This is a genomic window from Paenibacillus borealis (genome assembly GCF_000758665.1).
GTDB classification, from domain to species: Bacteria; Bacillota; Bacilli; order Paenibacillales; family Paenibacillaceae; genus Paenibacillus_AQ; species Paenibacillus_AQ borealis.
The window spans coordinates 5,708,418-5,727,092 of record NZ_CP009285.1 but is presented as its reverse complement, the minus strand read 5'-3'; the positions used below and the strand labels follow the sequence as shown (position 1 = coordinate 5,727,092).

Sequence of the window (18,675 nt, the reverse complement as noted above, 5' to 3'; positions counted from 1 at the left end):
ATTTTTTGACGGCACTTCCTCTCCTGCTTATAATGAACAAATATAATGCAGCAACAACGACGGGAGACGCGGGAATGGATCAATATACAGAAGATATAGGTTATATCATGTGGAGAGTCACGAACAATTGGCAAAAATTGATGAAAGCCGAGCTGCGGGAGGTAGATCTGACACATGTCCAGTTTGCGCTGCTGCGGTCCTGCCATGCACTGAATGAGCGGGAAAGCGCGTCCGGTGTGACGCAGATTCAGATTGCCCACAATTCTGATATCGATCCGATGATGGCTTCAGAAGTGCTGAGAACACTGGAGAAAAAAGGGTATATCAGCCGTGTGCCGCATCCGCAGGATACAAGAGCCAAGCTGATCGCACTGACCGAATCCGGAGTAGCTGTAATGGAACGTGCCAGCCAGATCGTTATGAGCGCAGATCAGATGTTTTTCTCCAAGCTGGGGCCGGATATGCCAGATTTCATTGCCCGGTTGAAGACACTGTCGACATAGAGCTGGAACGAATTTGCCAAAAGAAAGTTAAAAGAAAAACCTTGACTCTATTTAATAAGTGAACATATAATAAGCGGACGTATAGATAATATGGATAGGCAATTCGAGAGGAGAACGTTAGTACATGAATGAGGCATCACAAATCAAGGTGAAATACAAGGTAATCCCTGTGCTCGTAGCGCTATTACTGGGGGGATTCATCGGTCTGTTAAGTGAGACCATGATGAACGTGGCCCTGCCGGTGCTTATGGCGGAGTGGAATCTTTCCGCTTCAACCGCACAATGGATCACCACAGGTTACATTCTGGTCATCAGCATCATTATGCCGGTCTCAGCCTTACTGCTGCAGTGGTTCACAACTAGGAAATTATTCGTCACGGCAATCAGCTTATTTATGCTCGGAACCTTGGCCGCAGGACTTGCCCCGGGCTTTGGGATGCTGCTTATAGGGCGTTTGGTTCAGGCGGCGGGTACTGCAATCTTGATGCCGGTTATCTTCAATACGATCCTGACTATTATTCCACCAGCGAAACGCGGGGCGGCTATGGGGATGGTAGGTCTCGTGATGATGGTAGCTCCGGCGCTTGGACCTACCGTGTCCGGGCTGATCATCGACAAGCTGGATTGGCACTGGATGTTCTGGGTGCTGGTCCCATTCCTCGTGATCGACTTTATCATCGGGCTGCTTAATATTGAGAATGTGGCAACGATCACCAAACCGAAGATTGATGCACTGTCGCTTATCCTGTCCACTATCGCCTTTGGCGGAATCGTATATGGGCTTAGTGTGGTGGGCGAAGGAGATGGAGGCTGGGGCAGCACGAAGGTTATTGCCTGCCTTGTTATCGGACTTGCAGCACTCTTACTGTTTATCTTGCGCCAGCTCACGATGAAGCAGCCGATCATGAATTTGCGGGCGTTCAAATATCCGATGTTCACAACAGGTACATTATTTATTGTCATCGGCTTCCTGACGATCTTCGCGACATCCTACCTGCTGCCGATCTTCATGCAGGGCTCGCTGAAATTGTCAGCTCTGTATGCCGGGCTGCTCATGCTTCCCGCCGGGCTGGTCAATGCTATACTGTCACCCATTATCGGACGGAGCTTTGATAAAGTCGGCCCCCGGGTACTGGTTATTCCGGGTATGATCATTTTGTCGGCCGCCATGTGGATGTTCACCAGCGTTGACGTAAATACTCCAGTCTACATGATCATTCTTATGCATTGCTGCATGACGGCGGGCCTGGCGCTTACCCTGATGCCGGCGCAGACGAACGGGCTGAATCAGCTTCCGCGGGAACTGCATCCGCACGGTACAGCCATCATGAATACTCTGCAGCAGTTAGCCAGTGCCGTAGGAACAGCTCTGATTGTAAGTGTGATGACCGCGGGCCAAAGCACCTACATCAGTACTCATTCGAGTACCGCCGCAGCGGAGATGGGATCACTAAGTCTGGCGGCAGGCGTGCATAATGCATTCATTCTGGCTGCAGCGATCACCTTGATTGGTGTGATTGCCGGGTTCTTCGTGAGACGGAGTATCGTTCACAGTCATGCTGCAGCACAGCCGGATAAGCCAAGACGTCAGACTGCTTCTTAACATTCGAGAGTTAAAAAAGGGGATTTCCGGCATTTGCCGGAGGTCCTCTTTTTACAATGGAGTACAAATGTGGCTGGTTTCTATTGGTCACTTGCACAATGCATTTCGTCCGATCATCAATATTCTTTTGCTGCCCCGGGGCCGTATAATGAGAGCGTGTTCAACAAGTACTTAGGGGGATATTCGAAATGGAAGGATTAATCATTGGTTGGTACGGAGCACTGGCAGGACTGGCAATTGCCATTATTCTGATCCTTAGAAAATTAAATCCGGTATACGCACTGTTCCTGGGAGCCATTGTAGGGGCGCTTATCGGTGGAGCCAATCTGGAACAGACGGTAAGCGTTCTTGTAAGCGGTACACAAAGTGTAATGGGCACGGTTCTGCGGGTGCTGGCCGCCGGAGTCCTGGCTGGTGTCATGATGGAATCAGGTGCGGCTGAAGCGATAGCCCAGGCTATTGTCAAAAAGTTCGGCGGAAGCAAGGCAATTCTGGCGCTGGCGCTGGCGACGATGGTCATTACGGCCATGGGGGTATTCATCCCGGTAGCTGTCTTAATTGTAGCTCCGATTGCTCTGTCGGTGGGTAACAAAATGGGCATTTCCAAGGTAGCGCTGCTGCTGGCGCTGTCGGGCGGAGGCAAAGCCGGGAATATTATATCCCCGAATCCGAATACCATCGCAGCCGCACGGGGCTTCGACCTGGATCTGAGCCATGTGATGCTGGCGGGCCTGATCCCGGCTGTCTGCGGATTAATTGTAACCGTTATCCTTGCCTCATTGCTGAAGAAAAAAGGTATAATGGTTACCACTGAAGAAGCTGCAAACGGTACCGACACTGCGAATACAGCTACTTATCCGCCGCTCAGCCGAGCGATTGTCGCTCCTCTGGTTGCGATTGTCCTGCTGATGATTAATCCAATCGGTTCGATATCCGGAATAGAGGCATTGGCCAGACTCAAAGTGGATGCGCTTTATATTCTGCCGCTGGCTGGTATTATCGGTATGCTGGCGATGGGACAGGGAAACAAGGTTCTGCAGTATACGTCCTCAGGTCTCAGTAAAATGACAGCCACCGTCCTGATTCTGATCGGGGCAGGAGGAATTGCCGGCTTGATCTCTGCTTCGGATTTATCGAATCAGGTGGTTCATCTCATTGAGCTGTCCGGTATCTCCGGCACGTTCCTGGCACCGATCTCCGGTATTCTGATGGCAGCGGCAACCGCGTCCACTTCGACTGGGGTTATTGTGGCGACCGGCTCCTTCGGACAGGCCATTCTGGATATGGGCACGGCTCCGCTGGCGGCAGCCGTTATGGTCCATACCGGGGCGACGGTCATCGACTCGCTGCCGCAGGGCACCTACTTCCACGTTACTGCTGACAGTATGAAGATGACGATCAAGCAGCGTATGGGGCTTATTCCTTACGAAGCGGTTGTCGGCGGAACGATGACGATTGTGGCTACGCTGGTTTACGGATTTTTATTCTAATATCAATATCATATACGGGGTGTGGAAATGAGAGAGAAAACCTTTGTACTGGCACCGGATTCCTTTAAAGAGAGTATGACCGCGAAGGAAGTCTGCATTGCGATGGAGAGCGGACTGCGGAAGATTTATCCGGAAGCGTCTTATATCCATGTTCCCATGGCAGACGGCGGAGAGGGGACGGTACAATCCCTTGTGGATGCTTCCGGCGGGGAGATTCATTATAGAAAAGTAGTGGGGCCGCTCGGACAGCCGGTTACAGCGAAATACGGAATCCTTGGTGACGGACAGACTGCGGCGATCGAGATGGCTTCTGCCAGCGGCATTCAGCTGGTGGATAAGGCAGACCGGAATCCGCTGATCACAACGACTTACGGTACAGGTGAACTGATTCTGGAATGTCTGGAACAGGGAATCCGGAAAATTATTATCGGCATCGGCGGGAGTGCGACCAATGACGGCGGCGCAGGCATGGCCGAGGCGCTGGGTGCGAGATTCATCGATGAGGCGGGGGAGTTGCTGCCGCGCGGCGGCGGTAGTCTGGGCCGGCTGAGCAGCGTCGACATCAGCTCGCTTGATGCAAGACTGCAGCAGGTTCAGCTGATTGTCGCCTGCGACGTGACGAATCCGCTCTGCGGCGATCACGGGGCATCGGCGGTATTCGGCCCGCAAAAAGGCGCTACACCTGAAATGGTGCAGCAGCTGGATGCCAACCTTGCCCATTATGCGGCAGTGGTGAAGCAGCAGCTTCACAAGGACGTGCGGGATCTTCCCGGTGCCGGTGCGGCCGGCGGTCTGGGGGCAGGCCTTATGATCTTTACGCAGGCCACACTCCAGAAGGGGATCGAGATCGTGATCGAGTACACGGGTCTTGCGCGGAAGCTGGCGGATGCGGACTTCGTATTTACCGGTGAAGGCGGAATCGATTTCCAGACCAAATTCGGCAAAACACCGTATGGCGTAGCCCGTACCGCCAAGGCCAACGGCAAGAAAGTGATTGCCCTGGCCGGTTACATCGGCGAAGGAATTGAAACGCTGTATGCAGAAGGTATCGATGCTATCTTTGGCATTGTGCCGGGGGCTTCCGGCCTGGAGCAGCTGCTGGCCGAAGGGCCGGCCAATGTAGAGCGGACCTGCGAGAATATCGCGAGGTTGCTGACGATTAGCGAATAGTGTAGCTTAGCGAATAATGTGGCTAGGTGAATAGTGTAGCTAATTGAATAGTGAAGCTGGGTGAATAGTTGAGCTGAATTGGATTGAGTTGAATTGAGTCTGATTGAATAGCCGCTGGGATAATTCCCAGGGGCTATTGGTTTTGTGCAGGAGATAATACTATGAATAATCCTCGCAGTGGTGAAATCCTGCACGAAATACAACAATCTTCCCGTGATATCGGGTCTAATCGCAGATTGTTGTATGAAATGCAGCATTTCCCCGTGTATAAGCGGGTAAGCGGAGAAATTGTTGTATTTCATACAACAATCGTTACGAAATCCCCGGTATCTATCAATCAGAGTTGTATTACGTACAACATTTAGAAACGCGAGGCAGTAATTCAACGCACGTGACGCCCGCGCAACCCTCACCGCACCCGCCGCACCCGCACCCGCGCACCCGCGCACCTGCACCGCCCGCACCCGCCCGCGCATCCGCCCGCCTGCACCCGCACCCCCGCCCGCGCAACCCTCACCGCCCGCACCCCCACCCGCCCGCGCCGCCCGCCCGCACCCGCGCACCCGCACCCAAGCATAACAACACGAGAAGACGCTCTACTTATAGAGCGCCAGCAACTCATACGTAAGCTCGAAGAGCTGCAGCAGATTCCTCGGGTCTTTGCCGGTAATACTCTCAATCCGCTTCAGGCGGTATTGCAGAGTATTGCGGTGAATATTGAGATGATCCGCCGTTTGCGAGACGCTGCAGTTATGGTTAATGAAGCTTCTGAGGGTTTCCAGCAGATCGGCTGTATCCTCCAGCTTGATCGCCCGGCCGGGCTTGTCCGACAGCTTCGCATGGCTGAGCTTCACCAGGAATTCAGCTTCATCGAAGGTAATGGATTGTGAAGCAGGCCTCAGCGCAAGCAGTATACTCAAGGCTGACTTGGCCTGGCGGTACCCTTCCGCAATGCTGGATTCGTGCCTGCCGGAGGCCAGCAGCAGGAGCGGCTGATTATGCAGCAGCTCTGCGATCAGCGGGCTGCAGTCGGGACGGTTCTGGATCAGCAGCAGCCAGGTATCCTCATCCAGCTGGAAGGACGGGTAACGCAGCAGGAGCTTCGCCGCATCCTTTTCCGGATTGAAGTGCTTGAGATAGAGCACCGTAGTCTTCAGCAGCAGATCGATGTTGTAGGGGGCGGCCTCTTTTCTTAATTTCTGGGAATATGCTCCCTGATGGGCGAGCAGCATCTCCAGCATAGCCTTCTTGCGGTTTGCCTCATTCGCGAGATTCTCCAGCGTATTCCGTTGCTCGATGAGCAGGGATACCGTGGTTCTTACGATGTTACAGAAAGGCCGGACTTCTTCCGGACTGCCGGAGATTCCGATCACACCAACGCGGGTGTTGCCGATGACAATCGGCTCGTTGGTCCCTTTTTTCTCATATAGACCATCCTCCAGCACCTCCACCATCTGCCCGGTGGACAATGCCTTGACCGCCCCCTGGTGAACTGTGCCAACCCGCTCCTTATTTCCGCTGCCGACAATAATCCCCTGATGATTCATGATGTTGATGTTATAAGGAATATCCATCATCATTTTGTCTACAATGTCCTGCGCCTGCTTCTCCGATAGCTGAAACAACCGGAATTTCCCCCCTCGCCGTGTCTGGGTTACCGCCTAAGCAGCCTCTGTACACTCCATTGTGCATCTGAACAAAAGTATAGAGCATTCCGCACGAAGAATAAAGACGGAATCCGCATACCGGACTGAAGGACTCAACGGGCAAACGAGCCATGCAGAATAAGCAGCCACGCTCCTGGGTTATGCGGGCTAAGGATTAGATAGAGACTGTGGGAATTCCTGCCCGGTTGAAGATCTCCTTCAATTTAATCTCCTTGTCTGCGTTCCAGAGACTTGATGGTGCAAGACAGAAGGTGGACACCGGCACACCGGCCAGACGAATGGCTTCTTTTATCGAAGGAATGAAAGGATCATCAATGCTGTACAGCGCAGGGATCTCTATGATTCTCCGGTGCAGCTCATGCACCTCTGGCAGATCATTCTTCAGGAAGCTGCTGAATAAGCCGAGCATCAGCTGCGGTGCGAAGTTGGCACTGGCGGCAATCGCCCCGTCCCCGCCGGCAGCCAGGGTAGGCAGCAAATATTCATCAAACCCGCAGAATACCGAGAAGTCCGGTTTAACCGCCTTCACCTGCATAATCATCTGCCGGATGTGGCTGAGCTGGTCTACGGTTTCCTTAATTCCAGTTACATTTGTATATTTGGCGGCAAGGCGGCTGACAAAGGCCGGACTCAGATCCTGGCCGGTCAGCGCCGGGAAGTTGTACAGAATCAGCGGCACATCAACGGCTTCCAGAATGGAGGCATAGTGCGAGAACAAAGCCTCCTCACTAAGCTTGTAGTAATAAGGATTAATGACAACGACACCTGTCGCGCCTTGCTCCGCAGCATGCCGGGTAAGGCGGATGGTTTCCGCTGTCGTGTTGCTGCCCGTGCCAATCCATACCGGAAGACGGCCATTCGTATATTTAAGGCATACCTCAGCGATTTCCTCGCGCTGCTCTGTGCTGAACAAGCTGAATTCTCCGGCTGTCCCCAGGAAAAAGAGTCCCTGAACCCCGTTAGCGATCAGGCTGTCGATCAGCAGCTTCATCCCGCTGTGGCTGAAGGTCCCGTCTTGATCCAGAATCGTCGGAACCGGGGGGATGATGCCTGTATGATGCGGTCTCATGGTCATGTTAGAAATTTTCATTTTATTCCGCCTCCAGGTTTGATATTATAAACATAGGATTATTATAATGAACTAAATAGGTTTAATCAATTGATTTATGAGAGAGAGGGGAATGAAGATTTGGAGCGGAAATATTGGGTTCCGGCTTTAGAACGGGCCGATCTGATTCTTACAGCCATCTCCCGGAAGCCCGGAGAACATAAGATGACCGACCTGTGCGATGAAACGGGCATTAACAAAAGCTCCATGTTCTCGCTGCTGCGTACGATGGAAACTCTGCAATGGGTGGTGAAAGACGACAGTGAGGCTTACGCGCTCGGAGCGGGGATCACCTACTATAATACGGTCTACAATGAGTCCCTTAAGCAGAACACAAGTCTGGTGGAACGGTTCATGGTCAGATCTGCCCAGAGTGTTAAGGTGATCGGGGAAACCTTTCAATTATCTATCCTTGACCGGGATGAGATTATCTATCTGGCCAAGCAGGAAGGGCCGTCCCTTGTGAGGCTGGAGTCCAGTCCCGGGATGCGGTTTCCGGCGCATGCGACCGCCATGGGCAAGATGATGCTGGCACTGCTGCCGGACGGCGAGCTCGAAAGACGTTATTCCGGCAAAACATTAACTGCGGTTACGTCTCACACGTTGACGGATTGGGCGGAATTCACGGGCGAATTGTCTGATATCCGCCAAGCCGGGTACGCAGTGGACCGCGAAGAGATTATTCAAGGCATCAGCTGCGTGGCTGCGCCGGTTCTGGATGCCGCCGGAAATGCCGTTGCCGCTGTAAGCACCTCGATGCTTCAGCATGCTTTTGCCGATAAACAGGAGGCTGCGGTCCGGGAAGTGAGGGAGCTGGCGGGGAAACTATCCTTGTCTTAACTGTCTGTGCAAATTCATTCTGAAGGAGAGAAGGGTCGAGCGTGGGACTGACTTTGCAAGAGATCATGAGGGAAGCTATAGATGATTCTGTTCCTGTACATACTGCTGCGGAAGGACCGGCAGGCAAGCTGCCGATTACGGGGGAGCAGCTCCGCAGTGCTCCAAGCGGGGAAATCTTCGGGATGACCCAGAATGCGGGCATGGGCTGGAATCCGCTGCTGCTGAACAGGCCGCAATATCTGATTCTCGGCACAATGGGCGGAATCCGGCGGGAGGATGGCAGCCCGCTTGCGCTTGGCTACCATACAGGCCACTGGGAGATCGGCGTGATGATGGAAGAGATTGCTGAGGAGATCACCGTGAACGAGGGGATCCCGTTTGCCGGTTATGTAAGCGATCCCTGCGACGGACGCTCCCAGGGAACCACGGGCATGTTCGATTCTCTTCCTTACCGGAATGATGCTGCCATGGTACTGCGGCGGCTGATCCGCTCACTGCCTACCCGCAAGGGAGTCCTCGGCGTAGCCACCTGCGATAAAGGCCTGCCCGCTATGATGCTGGCGCTTGCCGGCATGCGTCAGCTGCCGGGCATTATTGTGCCCGGCGGCGTTACCCTGCCGCCAGTTAACGGTGAGGATGCCGGCAAGGTGCAGAGCATCGGGGCGCGGTATAGCAACGGGGAGCTTTCGCTCGAAGATGCAGCGGATCTGGGCTGCCGGGCCTGTGCTACCCCGGGAGGCGGTTGCCAATTCCTCGGTACAGCGGCAACCGCCCAGGTGATCGCTGAAGCTCTCGGCATGTCACTGCCGCATTCGGCTCTATCCCCATCGGGGCAGCCTGTCTGGAAGAATATCGGCCGCCAGTCGGCCCGTGCGCTTCAGCATATGGTACAGAGCGGAATAGTAATGAGCGATATTCTTACGGATCAGGCGATTAAGAATGCGATGGTGCTCCATGCCGCGTTCGGAGGCTCGACGAATCTCCTGCTGCATCTGCCGGCCATTGCCCATGCCGCCGGGCTGAAGATTCCTTCGGTCAATGACTGGAACGAGGTGAATCGTAAGGTTCCCCGGCTGGTCAGTGTCCTTCCGAACGGTCCGGTGCCGCATCCGACGATCCGCGTATTTCTGGCAGGCGGTGTCCCTGAAGTCATGCTGCATTTGCGGCGGCTGGGACTGATTGACGAATCCGTATTGACCGTGACGGGGCGGACGCTGGGCGAGAATCTCGACTGGTGGGAGACTTCGCAGAGACGTGCCGATATGCGCCGGAGATTGCAGGAAGCGGATGGCATTGACCCGGATTCTGTGATTATGCGTCCGGAAGAAGCCAAGCGGCAGGGAATGGCATCTACGATGACTTTCCCCACCGGCAATCTCTGCCCGGAAGGGGCAGTAATCAAATCGGCAGCGATTGACCCTTCCGTCTTGGACAGCGAGGGAGTTTACAGGCATACGGGAAGAGTGAAAGTGTTCACTGCCGAGAAGGATGCGATCCGAAGCATCAAGGACGGCAAGGTGCAGGCCGGCGATATTCTGGCCATCATCGGCCGTGGGCCAAGCGGAACAGGAATGGAAGAGACCTATCAGCTGACTTCTGCGCTCAAGCACCTGCCATACGGCAAGTATGTCACGCTGATCACGGATGCCCGTTTCTCCGGTGTGTCCACCGGCGCCTGCATCGGGCATATGGGTCCGGAAGCGCTGGCCGGCGGCCCCCTCGGGAAGCTGCGGGACAATGACTGGGTTGAGGTGCTGATCGATACCGTGAACCTGGAGGGGAGTGTGAATCTGGTCGGGGAAGGCGGAGGAGGGGGACAGCCGCTGTCGAAGGAAGCCGGGACGGAGATTCTGAACGCGAGGACTCCGCATCCGGGGCTTGCTGTTGATCCGGGGCTGCCTGACGATACCCGGCTATGGGCTGCGCTGCAGGCGGCAAGCGGAGGGACCTGGCAGGGCTGTGTCTACGATACGGACAGAATCATTGCCTTACTGGAAGCAGGACGGCAAGCATTGGAGGAGAAACAATGAGCCGAAATCTGATTCATAATCCGATTCTTCGCGGATTTCATCCGGATCCGTCGGTCTGCCGGGCGGGGGAAGACTATTATATCGCTACCTCCACCTTCGAGTGGTTTCCCGGCGTGCGGATTCATCATTCCCGCGATCTGGTACACTGGCGGCCGCTTACCTATGCGCTAACCCGCAAATCTCAGCTGAATATGGAAGGTGACCCGGATTCCGGAGGCGTATGGGCACCTTGCCTTACTTATGATAAGGGACTGTTTTATCTGATCTATACCGATGTCAAAAGCAGACAGGGAGCGTTCAAGGATACGCCTAATTATCTGGTGACCGCAGAGAATATTGAAGGTCCCTGGTCCGAGCCTGTGTATCTGAACAGCAGCGGCTTCGATCCCTCGCTGTTTCATGATGAAGACGGGCGCAAATGGCTGGTCAATATGCTGTGGGATCACCGGCCGGGCAATAACAGCTTCGCCGGCATTGTGCTGCAGGAATATTCGGCAGAAGAGCAGGGGCTGACCGGTCCGGTTATTCCCATCTACAAGGGAACGGAGCTGAAGCTAACAGAAGGACCGCACCTGTACCGGAAAGACGGCTGGTATTACCTCATCACAGCCGAGGGCGGTACACAGTATAACCATGCGGTGACGGTAGCCCGGTCGAAGCAGATTGAAGGTCCGTACGAAACATCCCCAGATAATCCGGTACTGACTTCTGCCGGAAACCGTGAACTGGAGCTGCAGAAGGCAGGACATGCCAGTCTGGTGGAGACGCATACCAGTGAATGGTATATGGTGCATCTGTGCGGCCGTCCCGTGAAAGACCATTATTGCAATCTGGGCCGGGAGACAGCGATTCAGCGCTGCGAATTCACGGATGACGGCTGGCTCGCCCTGGCCGGCGGCAGGAATGCTCCGGCGCTTACCGTGCCGGGGCCTAACATTCCGGCGCATCCATTCTCCGCTCCGGCTCCCCGTGATGATTTCGATGATCCGGAGCTGGGTGTCCGCTGGAGCACCTTGCGTGTGCCCGCTGAGGAATCGTGGCTCTCGCTTCGGGAGCGCCCCGGATATTTGCGCCTGCGCGGCAGGGAATCGATGAGCTCCCTGCACCGCCAGAGTCTGGTCGCCCTGCGCCAGCAGGCCTTCCGCTGCAGCGCCGAAACTGCCATTGAATTCGAGCCGCAGCATTTCCAGCAAATGGCCGGATTGATCGTCTATTATGATACGAAGGATTATCTCTACTTACGGATCACTCATGATGAGACCCTGGGGAAATGCGTGGGCATCATCCGCTCCCGGGACGGGGTTTACGAGGATACCCTGACTGCGGATGTCCCGCTGCCATCGGGAGTAGGCGTAGCGTTGAAGGTAGTAATTGACCGGGAATTCGCCCAATTCTATTACCGGGCCGGGAAGTCTGACTGGGAGAAGATCGGCGGGCCCATGGAAATCTATCATCTGTCCGATGATTTCCCGGCCTATATCCGGTTTACCGGCACATTTATCGGCATGTGTGTGCAGGATTTGAGCGGAACGCTTCATGCGGCGGATTTCGATTATTTTGAGTACCGGGAGTTTGATGTGTAAGCGTACTTAATATTGATTGAAATACGATAGGACCAGGCGTCACAGAAAGAGCGTTTGTATATCCATTACATCGTTCTTACGTGCCGCCTTTTTACAATTCTAACTAAGCTATTGACCTTAGGTCTGGCCTAAGGTATATCATTGAAGCCATAAGCAGGGAAGTGAGGAGGATAACTGGTGGGGGCGGAAATTACAATTGGCGAGTTGGCCGAGCTTATGCGGGTGTCGGTTCATCAGATCAGGTATTTTGAGGAAAAAGGGGTGCTTCTCCCTTCCTATACGGATACGAACCAGTATCGCAAGTATGGCATAGACCAGATCTATCAGCTCTCGCAGATTATGCTGCTGCGCAAGCTGGGGATGCCCGTGCAGGCCATAAAGGAAAGTATGGCGGAGGACGGACAGCAGGCGATGGAAGAGAAGCTGCATCACTCGCTGGGGGAGGTAGGCAGAGAGATTGCCAGGCTCCAGCAGCTGGAGCAGCTCCTCTGGAAGGTTCTGCATGAGCAGCGTGATTATCAAATAAACAAGCAGAGCTACAGCGTGAAGATGCGTGAAGCATTGCAGCTGCAAAAGTGGTTTGACATGGATTCGGCAGCCGCTCTTGATGCAAGAACACTGGTGGAACAGTCTGCAGGGGTAAGCCATTTGTTCGAAACGGATATTCATTATGTTTATGACAGTACGGATACTGTCTCATTGTATACCGCTGTGGAGCGGGGCGGAGGAACTGGACGGATTTTACCGGCGGGGAACTATCTCTCTTTTAAGTTACAGGTGAAAGATGAATCCGGGCTTGTGAAGGCTATTGAACAATTCTGCCGCCATGCTGAGCATGAATATGGTGAACTTCCGGGTCCGCTTATTCTTATCGAGAAATCCTACCTCTCTTTGTTCAGCCAGGGCATGCTCCATTATGAGATATTGCTCTGCATTGAAACCGAAGCCGCTTCGGGCGTAGATACTTTATGACTAATTCTTCTGCTCCCAAAACGATTACCACTGTAGACATACAGCCGGAACATAATCTTGAGGTCAGCCGGATCATTGTGCATGGATTCCAGAGTAAGTTTATGGCGCTAACCAAGGTTGATCCAGGGGAGTTAGCCGAGTTTTTCGAGCAGCTGCTGGGGCATTCAGCGGAAGGTCTGTGCACGAAACGGGTGGTGGCGCTGCGAGGCGGGATAGTGGTGGGTACCCTTAGCATGAAGTGGCACAAGAACTCTGTAAGTATCACCGGAAAGGCGGCTGAATCCGCTAAGCTTTCTGTATGGAAGCAAATTACAGGGATTGGCACAAGAAATACACTGCTGCTGCTGGCCACACTCTATTGCTTGAACTATGACCCATTACCGGGAGAATGCTATATCGCAGATCTTGCGGTTCATCCTGAACATCAGGGTAAAGGTGTAGGGCAACTGCTGATACGCCGGGCACAACAATTTATGCAGGATCATCCGCGATTAACATATTTAAGCCTGCATGTCTCCGGAAACAACAGGGCTGCCAAGAGTTTGTATGAACGGTTTGGATTCAGCACCCAAGCGGAAGAGTATAGCCTGTTAAGCAAGTTTCTGTCCGGTGAAGTGAAGTGGGAGTATATGATCTGCAGGCAATATGGAGGTTCATATGAACAAGAAAACCGCAATTAGCTTAATCATCGTGTTAGGTATACTGCTTGGTGCGGGTCTTTATATTGTGCGTCAGAATACTTTTGAAATGTTAGAGCAGTCCGTTGAGATTCCCACCCCGCAGGGCAAATTAACGGGGACACTGACGCTCCCCAAGAACGCCGCAGGCGGATTGGGTTTAGTACTATTCATCCATGGCGACGGACCGGTCGATGCTTCACATAATGACGGATATAAACCGCTCTGGGAACGGCTCGCCTCGCTGGGTTATGCCTCTCTGTCGCTTAATAAAAGAGGAATCAATGGCTCCGCAGGCAACTGGCTTGAGCAGAGTATCGAGGATCGGGTGGAGGAAGCCGGGCAGGCCCTGGCCTGGGCCAGAACACAGACGTTCGTGGATAGCGGGCGGATTGGTGTATGGGGAGCTAGCCAAGCGGGTTGGGTGATTCCGAAACTTGCGGCACAAGAAACGCTCGCATTCAGCATTCTGGTCTCGCCGGCCATCAATTGGCTGCAGCAGGGGGCGTATAATACCCGGCAGCAGATGAAGAAGGACGGTTGTACCGCCGAGGAAATTAAGCGTCAGATCACCTATGAGCAGCAAGTAGACGAGCTTTTGCTTCGGGGGGCAGACTATGAGGAATATGCTCAATTGACTCATCCGAAGGAGAAAATGTCCGCAGAACGCTGGTCATTTGTCCGCCGGAACTTTCTGTCCGACGCTTCGAAAGAGCTACAGAACTTCAAATCCCCGGTGCTCCTGCTGCTTGGCGAAGAGGACTTGAATGTAGATGTGGAGCAAACGGAGTCGGTGTACCGTGAGAACATCAGCCCTGCCTCACTGCTCACGGTTAGGCTGTTCCCGGACACCGAGCACTCTATGCTTCGGGTCCAAACGGCTGATTCTGCACTGCGTGCATTGATGATCAGTCTCTTTGCCCCGCGGAAGATTACGGTTGATGGTTATATGGAGCAGATTGAACTGTTTCTGAGTAAACAAGGCTGAAGTGTGGAAGGAAGAACGGAGGGTTTGGATATAAAAGAAGACCGGGACCAACCGTCCCGGTCTTTCGGTAAGTACTTATCTCGTATCGTCTGCCAATCAGCCGACAAACTTCTCCAGCGTAGCCCTTACAGCACCGGGTCCCGCCAGCATCTCAGTGAACATGCCCTGGATGACTTGGCCCAGTCCGATGGCGTACAGATCAACGCCGAAGATGGCTTGATCTTCGAGAACAGCCCGCATCTTCGCTGCCTGCTCTGCATTCGCGCCCAGCGTGATTCCTTCAAGCCGGGCCTGCAAAGATTCCAGCAGCGGGTCAGGACTCAGCGCGAACACGCCGCCTTCATCGTTCACGCCGAGCAGATACCGGCACCAGGCCGCGATCGCCAGCGGAATGGCGGTCAGCTGCGCCGGATCAAGGTCTTCGCGGCGTACATACGCCTTGATCGTCTCGCCGAAGCGGATGCCGACCTTCTGCGAAGTGTCGGTCGCGATCCGCTGCGGGGTATCCGGAATGAACGGATTGGCGAAGCGTTCCTGCAGCACTTCATCGAGGAACTGCTTCGGACTCAGAATGCCCGGGTCTACCACCACCGGCAGACCTTCTTTGTAGCCGATGATCTCCACGAGCTTCCGCAAGGTATCATCCTTCATCTCATCGGCGATCAGCGTGTAACCAAGCAGACAGCCGGTTACAGCCAGCGCCGTATGCAGCGGGTTGAGGCAGGTGGTGACCTTCATAGTCTCCACATTGTTGACCGTATCCCGGTCGGTAAAAATTACACCGGCTTCTTCCAGCGCAGGGCGGCCGTTCGTGAACTTATCCTCAATTACCAGATACTCGCTGATCTCGGCGTTGACGAACGGCGCAGTGTACGTATTCTTGGAGGTGACGATCACATCCATGCCGCCGATTCCCTGCTCCAGCAGCGCTGCCTGAACCGATTCGGACGGGCGCGGCGTGATTTTGTCAATCATCGACAGCGGGAAGGTAATCTTCTGCTCATCCTCAAGATAAGCTACGAAGCCTTCTTCTACATGGCCTTTGGCCGCCCATTCTTTGGCGATCGTAACCATGCCGTTCTTCAGCTTGTCGCCGTTATGCGAGCAGTTGTCCATGCTGACGAAGGTCATCGGGTACTGTCCCTTCAGATAACGCCGGTAAGCGAAGGAAGCTACGATGCTCATCGCATGGACCGGCTGATCCGGTCCGCCAGCAATATCCTTCTCTACGATGCCGAGATACTGGCCGTTCGGACCAGTAAGGGAATAGCCTTTTTCGGTAATGGTGAAGCTGGCCATCTGCAGGCTGGGATTCTCGAACACCGCGGTCAGGCGGCTGTAATCCGCTTCGCGGTTCTTATCCGCTGTGATGCCTTCCACGATGCTGCTGACGATTCTCTTCTGGAAGTCGCCGCGTGCATTCATCAATACCAGCAGGGTCAGATTATCGTAAGGCTTATAGACCTTATCAATCATCTCGAAGTCGAAGGTCTCGGCAGCAATAATGCCGGTATCTGCCTTGCCGTTGTCGAGCAGCTTCTGGTGTGCATTGGCCACGAAACCTCTGAAGATATTTCCTGCGCCGAAGTGAACCCACTCCGGCTTCTCCAGCGTATTCTGTGCTACCGCTGCGAAATCGAACTGCGGCAGCTCTACACCGGCGGCTTCCCAGGCTGCACGGTCCGCAATGCTGCTTCTGGTGAGGCTCAGCATTTATTTCGCCCCCTTGGCATTCTCCAGGCTGTCCCATACGCCCAGCAGATACATAATGCCCATCGCTCTGTCGTACAGGCCATAACCCGGACGGCAGTTTTTCTCTTCGCCCCATAAATGTCTGCCATGGTCCGGACGCACGTAACCGGTATATCCGTTCTCATGGTACGCTTTGACAACTTCGGCTACATCCACGCTGCCATCGCGTCCGCGGTGGGATACTTCGATGAAGTCGCCATTGTCGAATACCTTCACGTTGCGGATATGAGCGAAATAAATCCGGTCGTGGAATTCGCGGATCATCGCCGGAAGATCATTCTGCGGGTTGGTTCCAAGCGAACCTGTACAGAAGGTAAGACCGTTGTACGGGCTGTCGACCATGTCCAGGAAACGGCGGATGGAATCGCGGCTGCGGATGATGCGCGGCAGTCCGAAGATCGGCCAGGCCGGATCGTCCGGGTGAATCGCCATTTTGATATCAACTTCTTCACACACCGGAATGATACGCTCCAGGAAATACTTCAGGTTGTCGAACAGGATATCCTCGGTAACATCGGCGTAAGCCGCGAACAGATCATCCAGCTTCTCCAGCCGCTCCGGCTCCCAGCCCGGCATCGTGAATTCACCGGCGCCCTTGAGAATCCGGTCAACCATTTCACGCGGATTATCAGTAATGGCAGCCTTTTCATAAAAGAGTGCATTCGAGCCGTCCGGCAGCTCCTTATACAGCTCTGTACGGGTCCAGTCGAACACCGGCATGAAGTTGTAGCAGATGACCTTAACGCCAACCTTGGCCAGCTTGCGGATGGTATCGATATAGATGTCGATGTATTTGTCGCGGGACGGCAGCCCGATTTTGATATCATCATGAACGTTAACGCTCTCAACAACCGCTGTGCTGAAGCCTTTGGCTGTAATCTGATCGGCTACCTTCTGGATTTCTTCCATTTCCCATACTTCACCGGCTACCTTGTGATGCAGCGACCAGACGATACCCATTACTCCCGGAATCTGACGTACGTGGTCCAGGGTAATATTGTCGTTGCCCTCGCCATACCATCTCCAAGTCATATTCATTGTCATTTCCTCCTTGGTATTAAACATAAATACAAATAAAAGCATTCTGAAGCCTTGTGGCAATTGACCTTACGGATGAAACGTTTTGTGATATGATTATCTTGTATACAAGTTAGGATTCGTAATGATCATAGAATAAGCTTGAATCTTTGTCAATGAAATTCCTGCTTCTTTTCTATATAATAGTTGGAGAAGAATCCTGTACAGAAAGTTGGTCCATTCCATGACTTCCAAGAAAGAAATAATGTCGCATCTGAAACAGGAAATCCTCTCCCTGGAGCTGAAGCCCGGGTCGATGATCAGTGAAACCGCGCTTTCTGAACGCTTCCAGCTGTCACGGACACCGATCCGGGATGTACTGAAGCAATTGTCCCTGGAGCAGTACGTCGACATTTATCCCAAAAAAGGCAATCTGGTCTCGTACATAGATCTGGAGTCGGTGGAGCAGATTATCTATCTCCGCAATGTGCTGGAGAAGGAAATTATGAAGTCACTGGCTGGAAATATCCCACTGAAAGGGCTGCATGAGCTGCGGAACAACCTTGCGCAGCAGCAGAAATGTATTGAGCAGGCGGAAGGGGCCGAGGTTTTTCTGCAGCTGGATGATCAATTTCACCGGACGATGTTTGGCCTGGCCGGCCGTGAATTTCTGTGGGGAGTGCTGCAGCAGTTCAATGTCCATTACATCCGCTACCGCAAGCTGCACATGCTGAAGGATGAGAAGCTGGCTACGATTCAGCAGGAGCATCAGCAGCTGCTGGATTATATAGTCCAGGGTGACACGGCGGGCATCGATGAGCTGCTGCATCATCATCTGCGGGCGGATATTGATTCGATGAACTTTCAGGAGCATTTCGCCACCTATATCAAGAAATAAATCCATAAGCTGATCCATCCGGCAGATGCCAAATATCCCTGCACTCATGAGACATGAAGGCAGGGATATTTGGCATGTCAGCTTATTGTCCGGACTCGCGGTATTCACGCGGCGAGGTGCCGAAGACCTGGCGGAACACCCGGTAGCAGTGCGAGGCGCTGATCCCAAGCTCCGAGGCAATATCGTCAAATCCGTAATGGCTGTCATAGGGCAGCTCCAGCTTGTATAGCTGAAACCTGCTTGATTTGGGTAAATAATTGCATGATTTGACAATGTTCCCGTCCGGCGGCTGCGTGGTAGGATGAACCTGAACAGGATCTAGTATACAAGATGGGCGCCCCGTTAAGCATGAATAATACACTGGAGGAGATATGGGC

16 protein-coding genes are annotated in these 18,675 nt (G+C 53.6%); 11 read left to right on the top strand and 5 right to left on the bottom strand.

Annotated elements, in window-relative coordinates:
* Positions 1-32: 32 nt before the first annotated feature.
* From PBOR_RS24565 to PBOR_RS24550, 4 genes are all read left to right on the top strand, one after another.
* Positions 33-503 carry a MarR family winged helix-turn-helix transcriptional regulator gene (locus PBOR_RS24565; protein WP_157764118.1) on the top strand — a complete coding sequence of 157 codons (471 nt, stop codon included), beginning with the start codon at positions 33-35 and terminating at the stop codon, positions 501-503.
* A gap of 124 nt (positions 504-627) precedes the next feature.
* On the top strand, positions 628-2,106 hold the full coding sequence (locus tag PBOR_RS24560; protein ID WP_042216234.1) for an MDR family MFS transporter: 1,479 nt from the start codon (positions 628-630) through the stop codon (positions 2,104-2,106).
* Between the two features lie 188 nt (positions 2,107-2,294).
* Positions 2,295-3,596 (top strand): GntP family permease, encoded by a 1,302-nt coding sequence (locus PBOR_RS24555; RefSeq protein ID WP_042216232.1) that lies wholly within the window; start codon positions 2,295-2,297, stop codon positions 3,594-3,596.
* A gap of 27 nt (positions 3,597-3,623) precedes the next feature.
* A complete protein-coding gene (locus PBOR_RS24550; protein WP_042216230.1) occupies positions 3,624-4,766 on the top strand; it encodes a glycerate kinase family protein in 1,143 nt (380 codons plus the stop codon).
* Positions 4,767-5,362: 596 nt separating this feature from the next.
* Here the strand turns inward: PBOR_RS24550 and PBOR_RS24545 are convergent.
* Together PBOR_RS24545 and PBOR_RS24540 are read right to left on the bottom strand one after the other, a co-directional pair.
* Complete coding sequence (locus PBOR_RS24545; RefSeq protein WP_081972165.1) at positions 5,363-6,391, bottom strand: CdaR family transcriptional regulator; 1,029 nt, start codon at positions 6,389-6,391, stop codon at positions 5,363-5,365.
* Positions 6,392-6,587: 196 nt separating this feature from the next.
* On the bottom strand, positions 6,588-7,523 hold the full coding sequence (locus tag PBOR_RS24540) for a dihydrodipicolinate synthase family protein (protein ID WP_245647891.1): 936 nt from the start codon (positions 7,521-7,523) through the stop codon (positions 6,588-6,590).
* A 99-nt stretch (positions 7,524-7,622) separates the two neighbouring features.
* Between PBOR_RS24540 and PBOR_RS24535 the strand changes: the two genes are divergently transcribed.
* From PBOR_RS24535 to PBOR_RS24510, 6 genes are all read left to right on the top strand, one after another.
* A complete protein-coding gene (locus tag PBOR_RS24535; RefSeq protein ID WP_042216228.1) occupies positions 7,623-8,381 on the top strand; it encodes an IclR family transcriptional regulator in 759 nt (252 codons plus the stop codon).
* Positions 8,382-8,446: 65 nt separating this feature from the next.
* Entirely contained in the window at positions 8,447-10,411 is a 1,965-nt protein-coding gene (locus PBOR_RS24530; protein ID WP_042219869.1) for a YjhG/YagF family D-xylonate dehydratase, read from the top strand.
* Positions 10,408-11,994, top strand: coding sequence for a glycoside hydrolase family 43 protein (locus PBOR_RS24525; protein WP_042216226.1), 1,587 nt, complete (start codon positions 10,408-10,410; stop codon positions 11,992-11,994). The genes PBOR_RS24530 and PBOR_RS24525 overlap by 4 nt, the downstream gene beginning before the upstream one ends.
* Before the next feature lie 177 nt (positions 11,995-12,171).
* The gene (locus PBOR_RS24520) at positions 12,172-12,966 is read left to right on the top strand and encodes a MerR family transcriptional regulator (RefSeq protein WP_052429624.1); all 795 of its coding nucleotides are present in this window, start codon (positions 12,172-12,174) and stop codon (positions 12,964-12,966) included.
* Positions 12,963-13,646, top strand: coding sequence for a GNAT family N-acetyltransferase (locus PBOR_RS24515; protein ID WP_042216224.1), 684 nt, complete (start codon positions 12,963-12,965; stop codon positions 13,644-13,646). Before PBOR_RS24520 ends, PBOR_RS24515 begins: the two co-directional genes overlap by 4 nt.
* A complete protein-coding gene (locus PBOR_RS24510) occupies positions 13,624-14,631 on the top strand; it encodes an alpha/beta hydrolase family protein (RefSeq protein WP_042216222.1) in 1,008 nt (335 codons plus the stop codon). Before PBOR_RS24515 ends, PBOR_RS24510 begins: the two co-directional genes overlap by 23 nt.
* Before the next feature lie 96 nt (positions 14,632-14,727).
* On the opposite strand, the gene PBOR_RS24505 is transcribed toward PBOR_RS24510, so the two are convergent.
* Complete coding sequence (locus PBOR_RS24505; protein ID WP_042216220.1) at positions 14,728-16,344, bottom strand: mannitol dehydrogenase family protein; 1,617 nt, start codon at positions 16,342-16,344, stop codon at positions 14,728-14,730.
* Entirely contained in the window at positions 16,345-17,421 is a 1,077-nt protein-coding gene (gene uxuA, locus PBOR_RS24500) for a mannonate dehydratase (protein WP_042216219.1), read from the bottom strand. It lies immediately after the preceding gene.
* Between the two features lie 244 nt (positions 17,422-17,665).
* Between uxuA and PBOR_RS24495 the strand changes: the two genes are divergently transcribed.
* A complete protein-coding gene (locus tag PBOR_RS24495; RefSeq protein WP_245647889.1) occupies positions 17,666-18,298 on the top strand; it encodes a GntR family transcriptional regulator in 633 nt (210 codons plus the stop codon).
* A gap of 82 nt (positions 18,299-18,380) precedes the next feature.
* Here PBOR_RS24495 and PBOR_RS38645 read toward each other — a convergent pair whose 3' ends face one another.
* Entirely contained in the window at positions 18,381-18,659 is a 279-nt protein-coding gene (locus tag PBOR_RS38645; protein WP_425415503.1) for a helix-turn-helix transcriptional regulator, read from the bottom strand.
* Between the last annotated feature and the right edge of the window lie 16 nt (positions 18,660-18,675).

Excerpts from the sequence above, each read along its gene's own strand:
- PBOR_RS24540 (WP_245647891.1), bottom strand. The coding sequence starts at position 7,523 with ATGAAAATTTCTAACATGACCATGAGACCGCATCATACAGGCATCATC.
- PBOR_RS24510 (WP_042216222.1), top strand. The coding sequence starts at position 13,624 with ATGAACAAGAAAACCGCAATTAGCTTAATCATCGTGTTAGGTATACTG.
- PBOR_RS24525 (WP_042216226.1), top strand. The coding sequence starts at position 10,408 with ATGAGCCGAAATCTGATTCATAATCCGATTCTTCGCGGATTTCATCCG.
- PBOR_RS24495 (WP_245647889.1), top strand. The coding sequence starts at position 17,666 with ATGTCGCATCTGAAACAGGAAATCCTCTCCCTGGAGCTGAAGCCCGGG.
- PBOR_RS24565 (WP_157764118.1), top strand. The coding sequence starts at position 33 with ATGAACAAATATAATGCAGCAACAACGACGGGAGACGCGGGAATGGAT.
- PBOR_RS24560 (WP_042216234.1), top strand. The coding sequence starts at position 628 with ATGAATGAGGCATCACAAATCAAGGTGAAATACAAGGTAATCCCTGTG.
- PBOR_RS24515 (WP_042216224.1), top strand. The coding sequence starts at position 12,963 with ATGACTAATTCTTCTGCTCCCAAAACGATTACCACTGTAGACATACAG.
- PBOR_RS24555 (WP_042216232.1), top strand. The coding sequence starts at position 2,295 with ATGGAAGGATTAATCATTGGTTGGTACGGAGCACTGGCAGGACTGGCA.
- PBOR_RS24550 (WP_042216230.1), top strand. The coding sequence starts at position 3,624 with ATGAGAGAGAAAACCTTTGTACTGGCACCGGATTCCTTTAAAGAGAGT.
- PBOR_RS24530 (WP_042219869.1), top strand. The coding sequence starts at position 8,447 with ATGAGGGAAGCTATAGATGATTCTGTTCCTGTACATACTGCTGCGGAA.
- uxuA (WP_042216219.1), bottom strand. The coding sequence starts at position 17,421 with ATGAATATGACTTGGAGATGGTATGGCGAGGGCAACGACAATATTACC.
- PBOR_RS24505 (WP_042216220.1), bottom strand. The coding sequence starts at position 16,344 with ATGCTGAGCCTCACCAGAAGCAGCATTGCGGACCGTGCAGCCTGGGAA.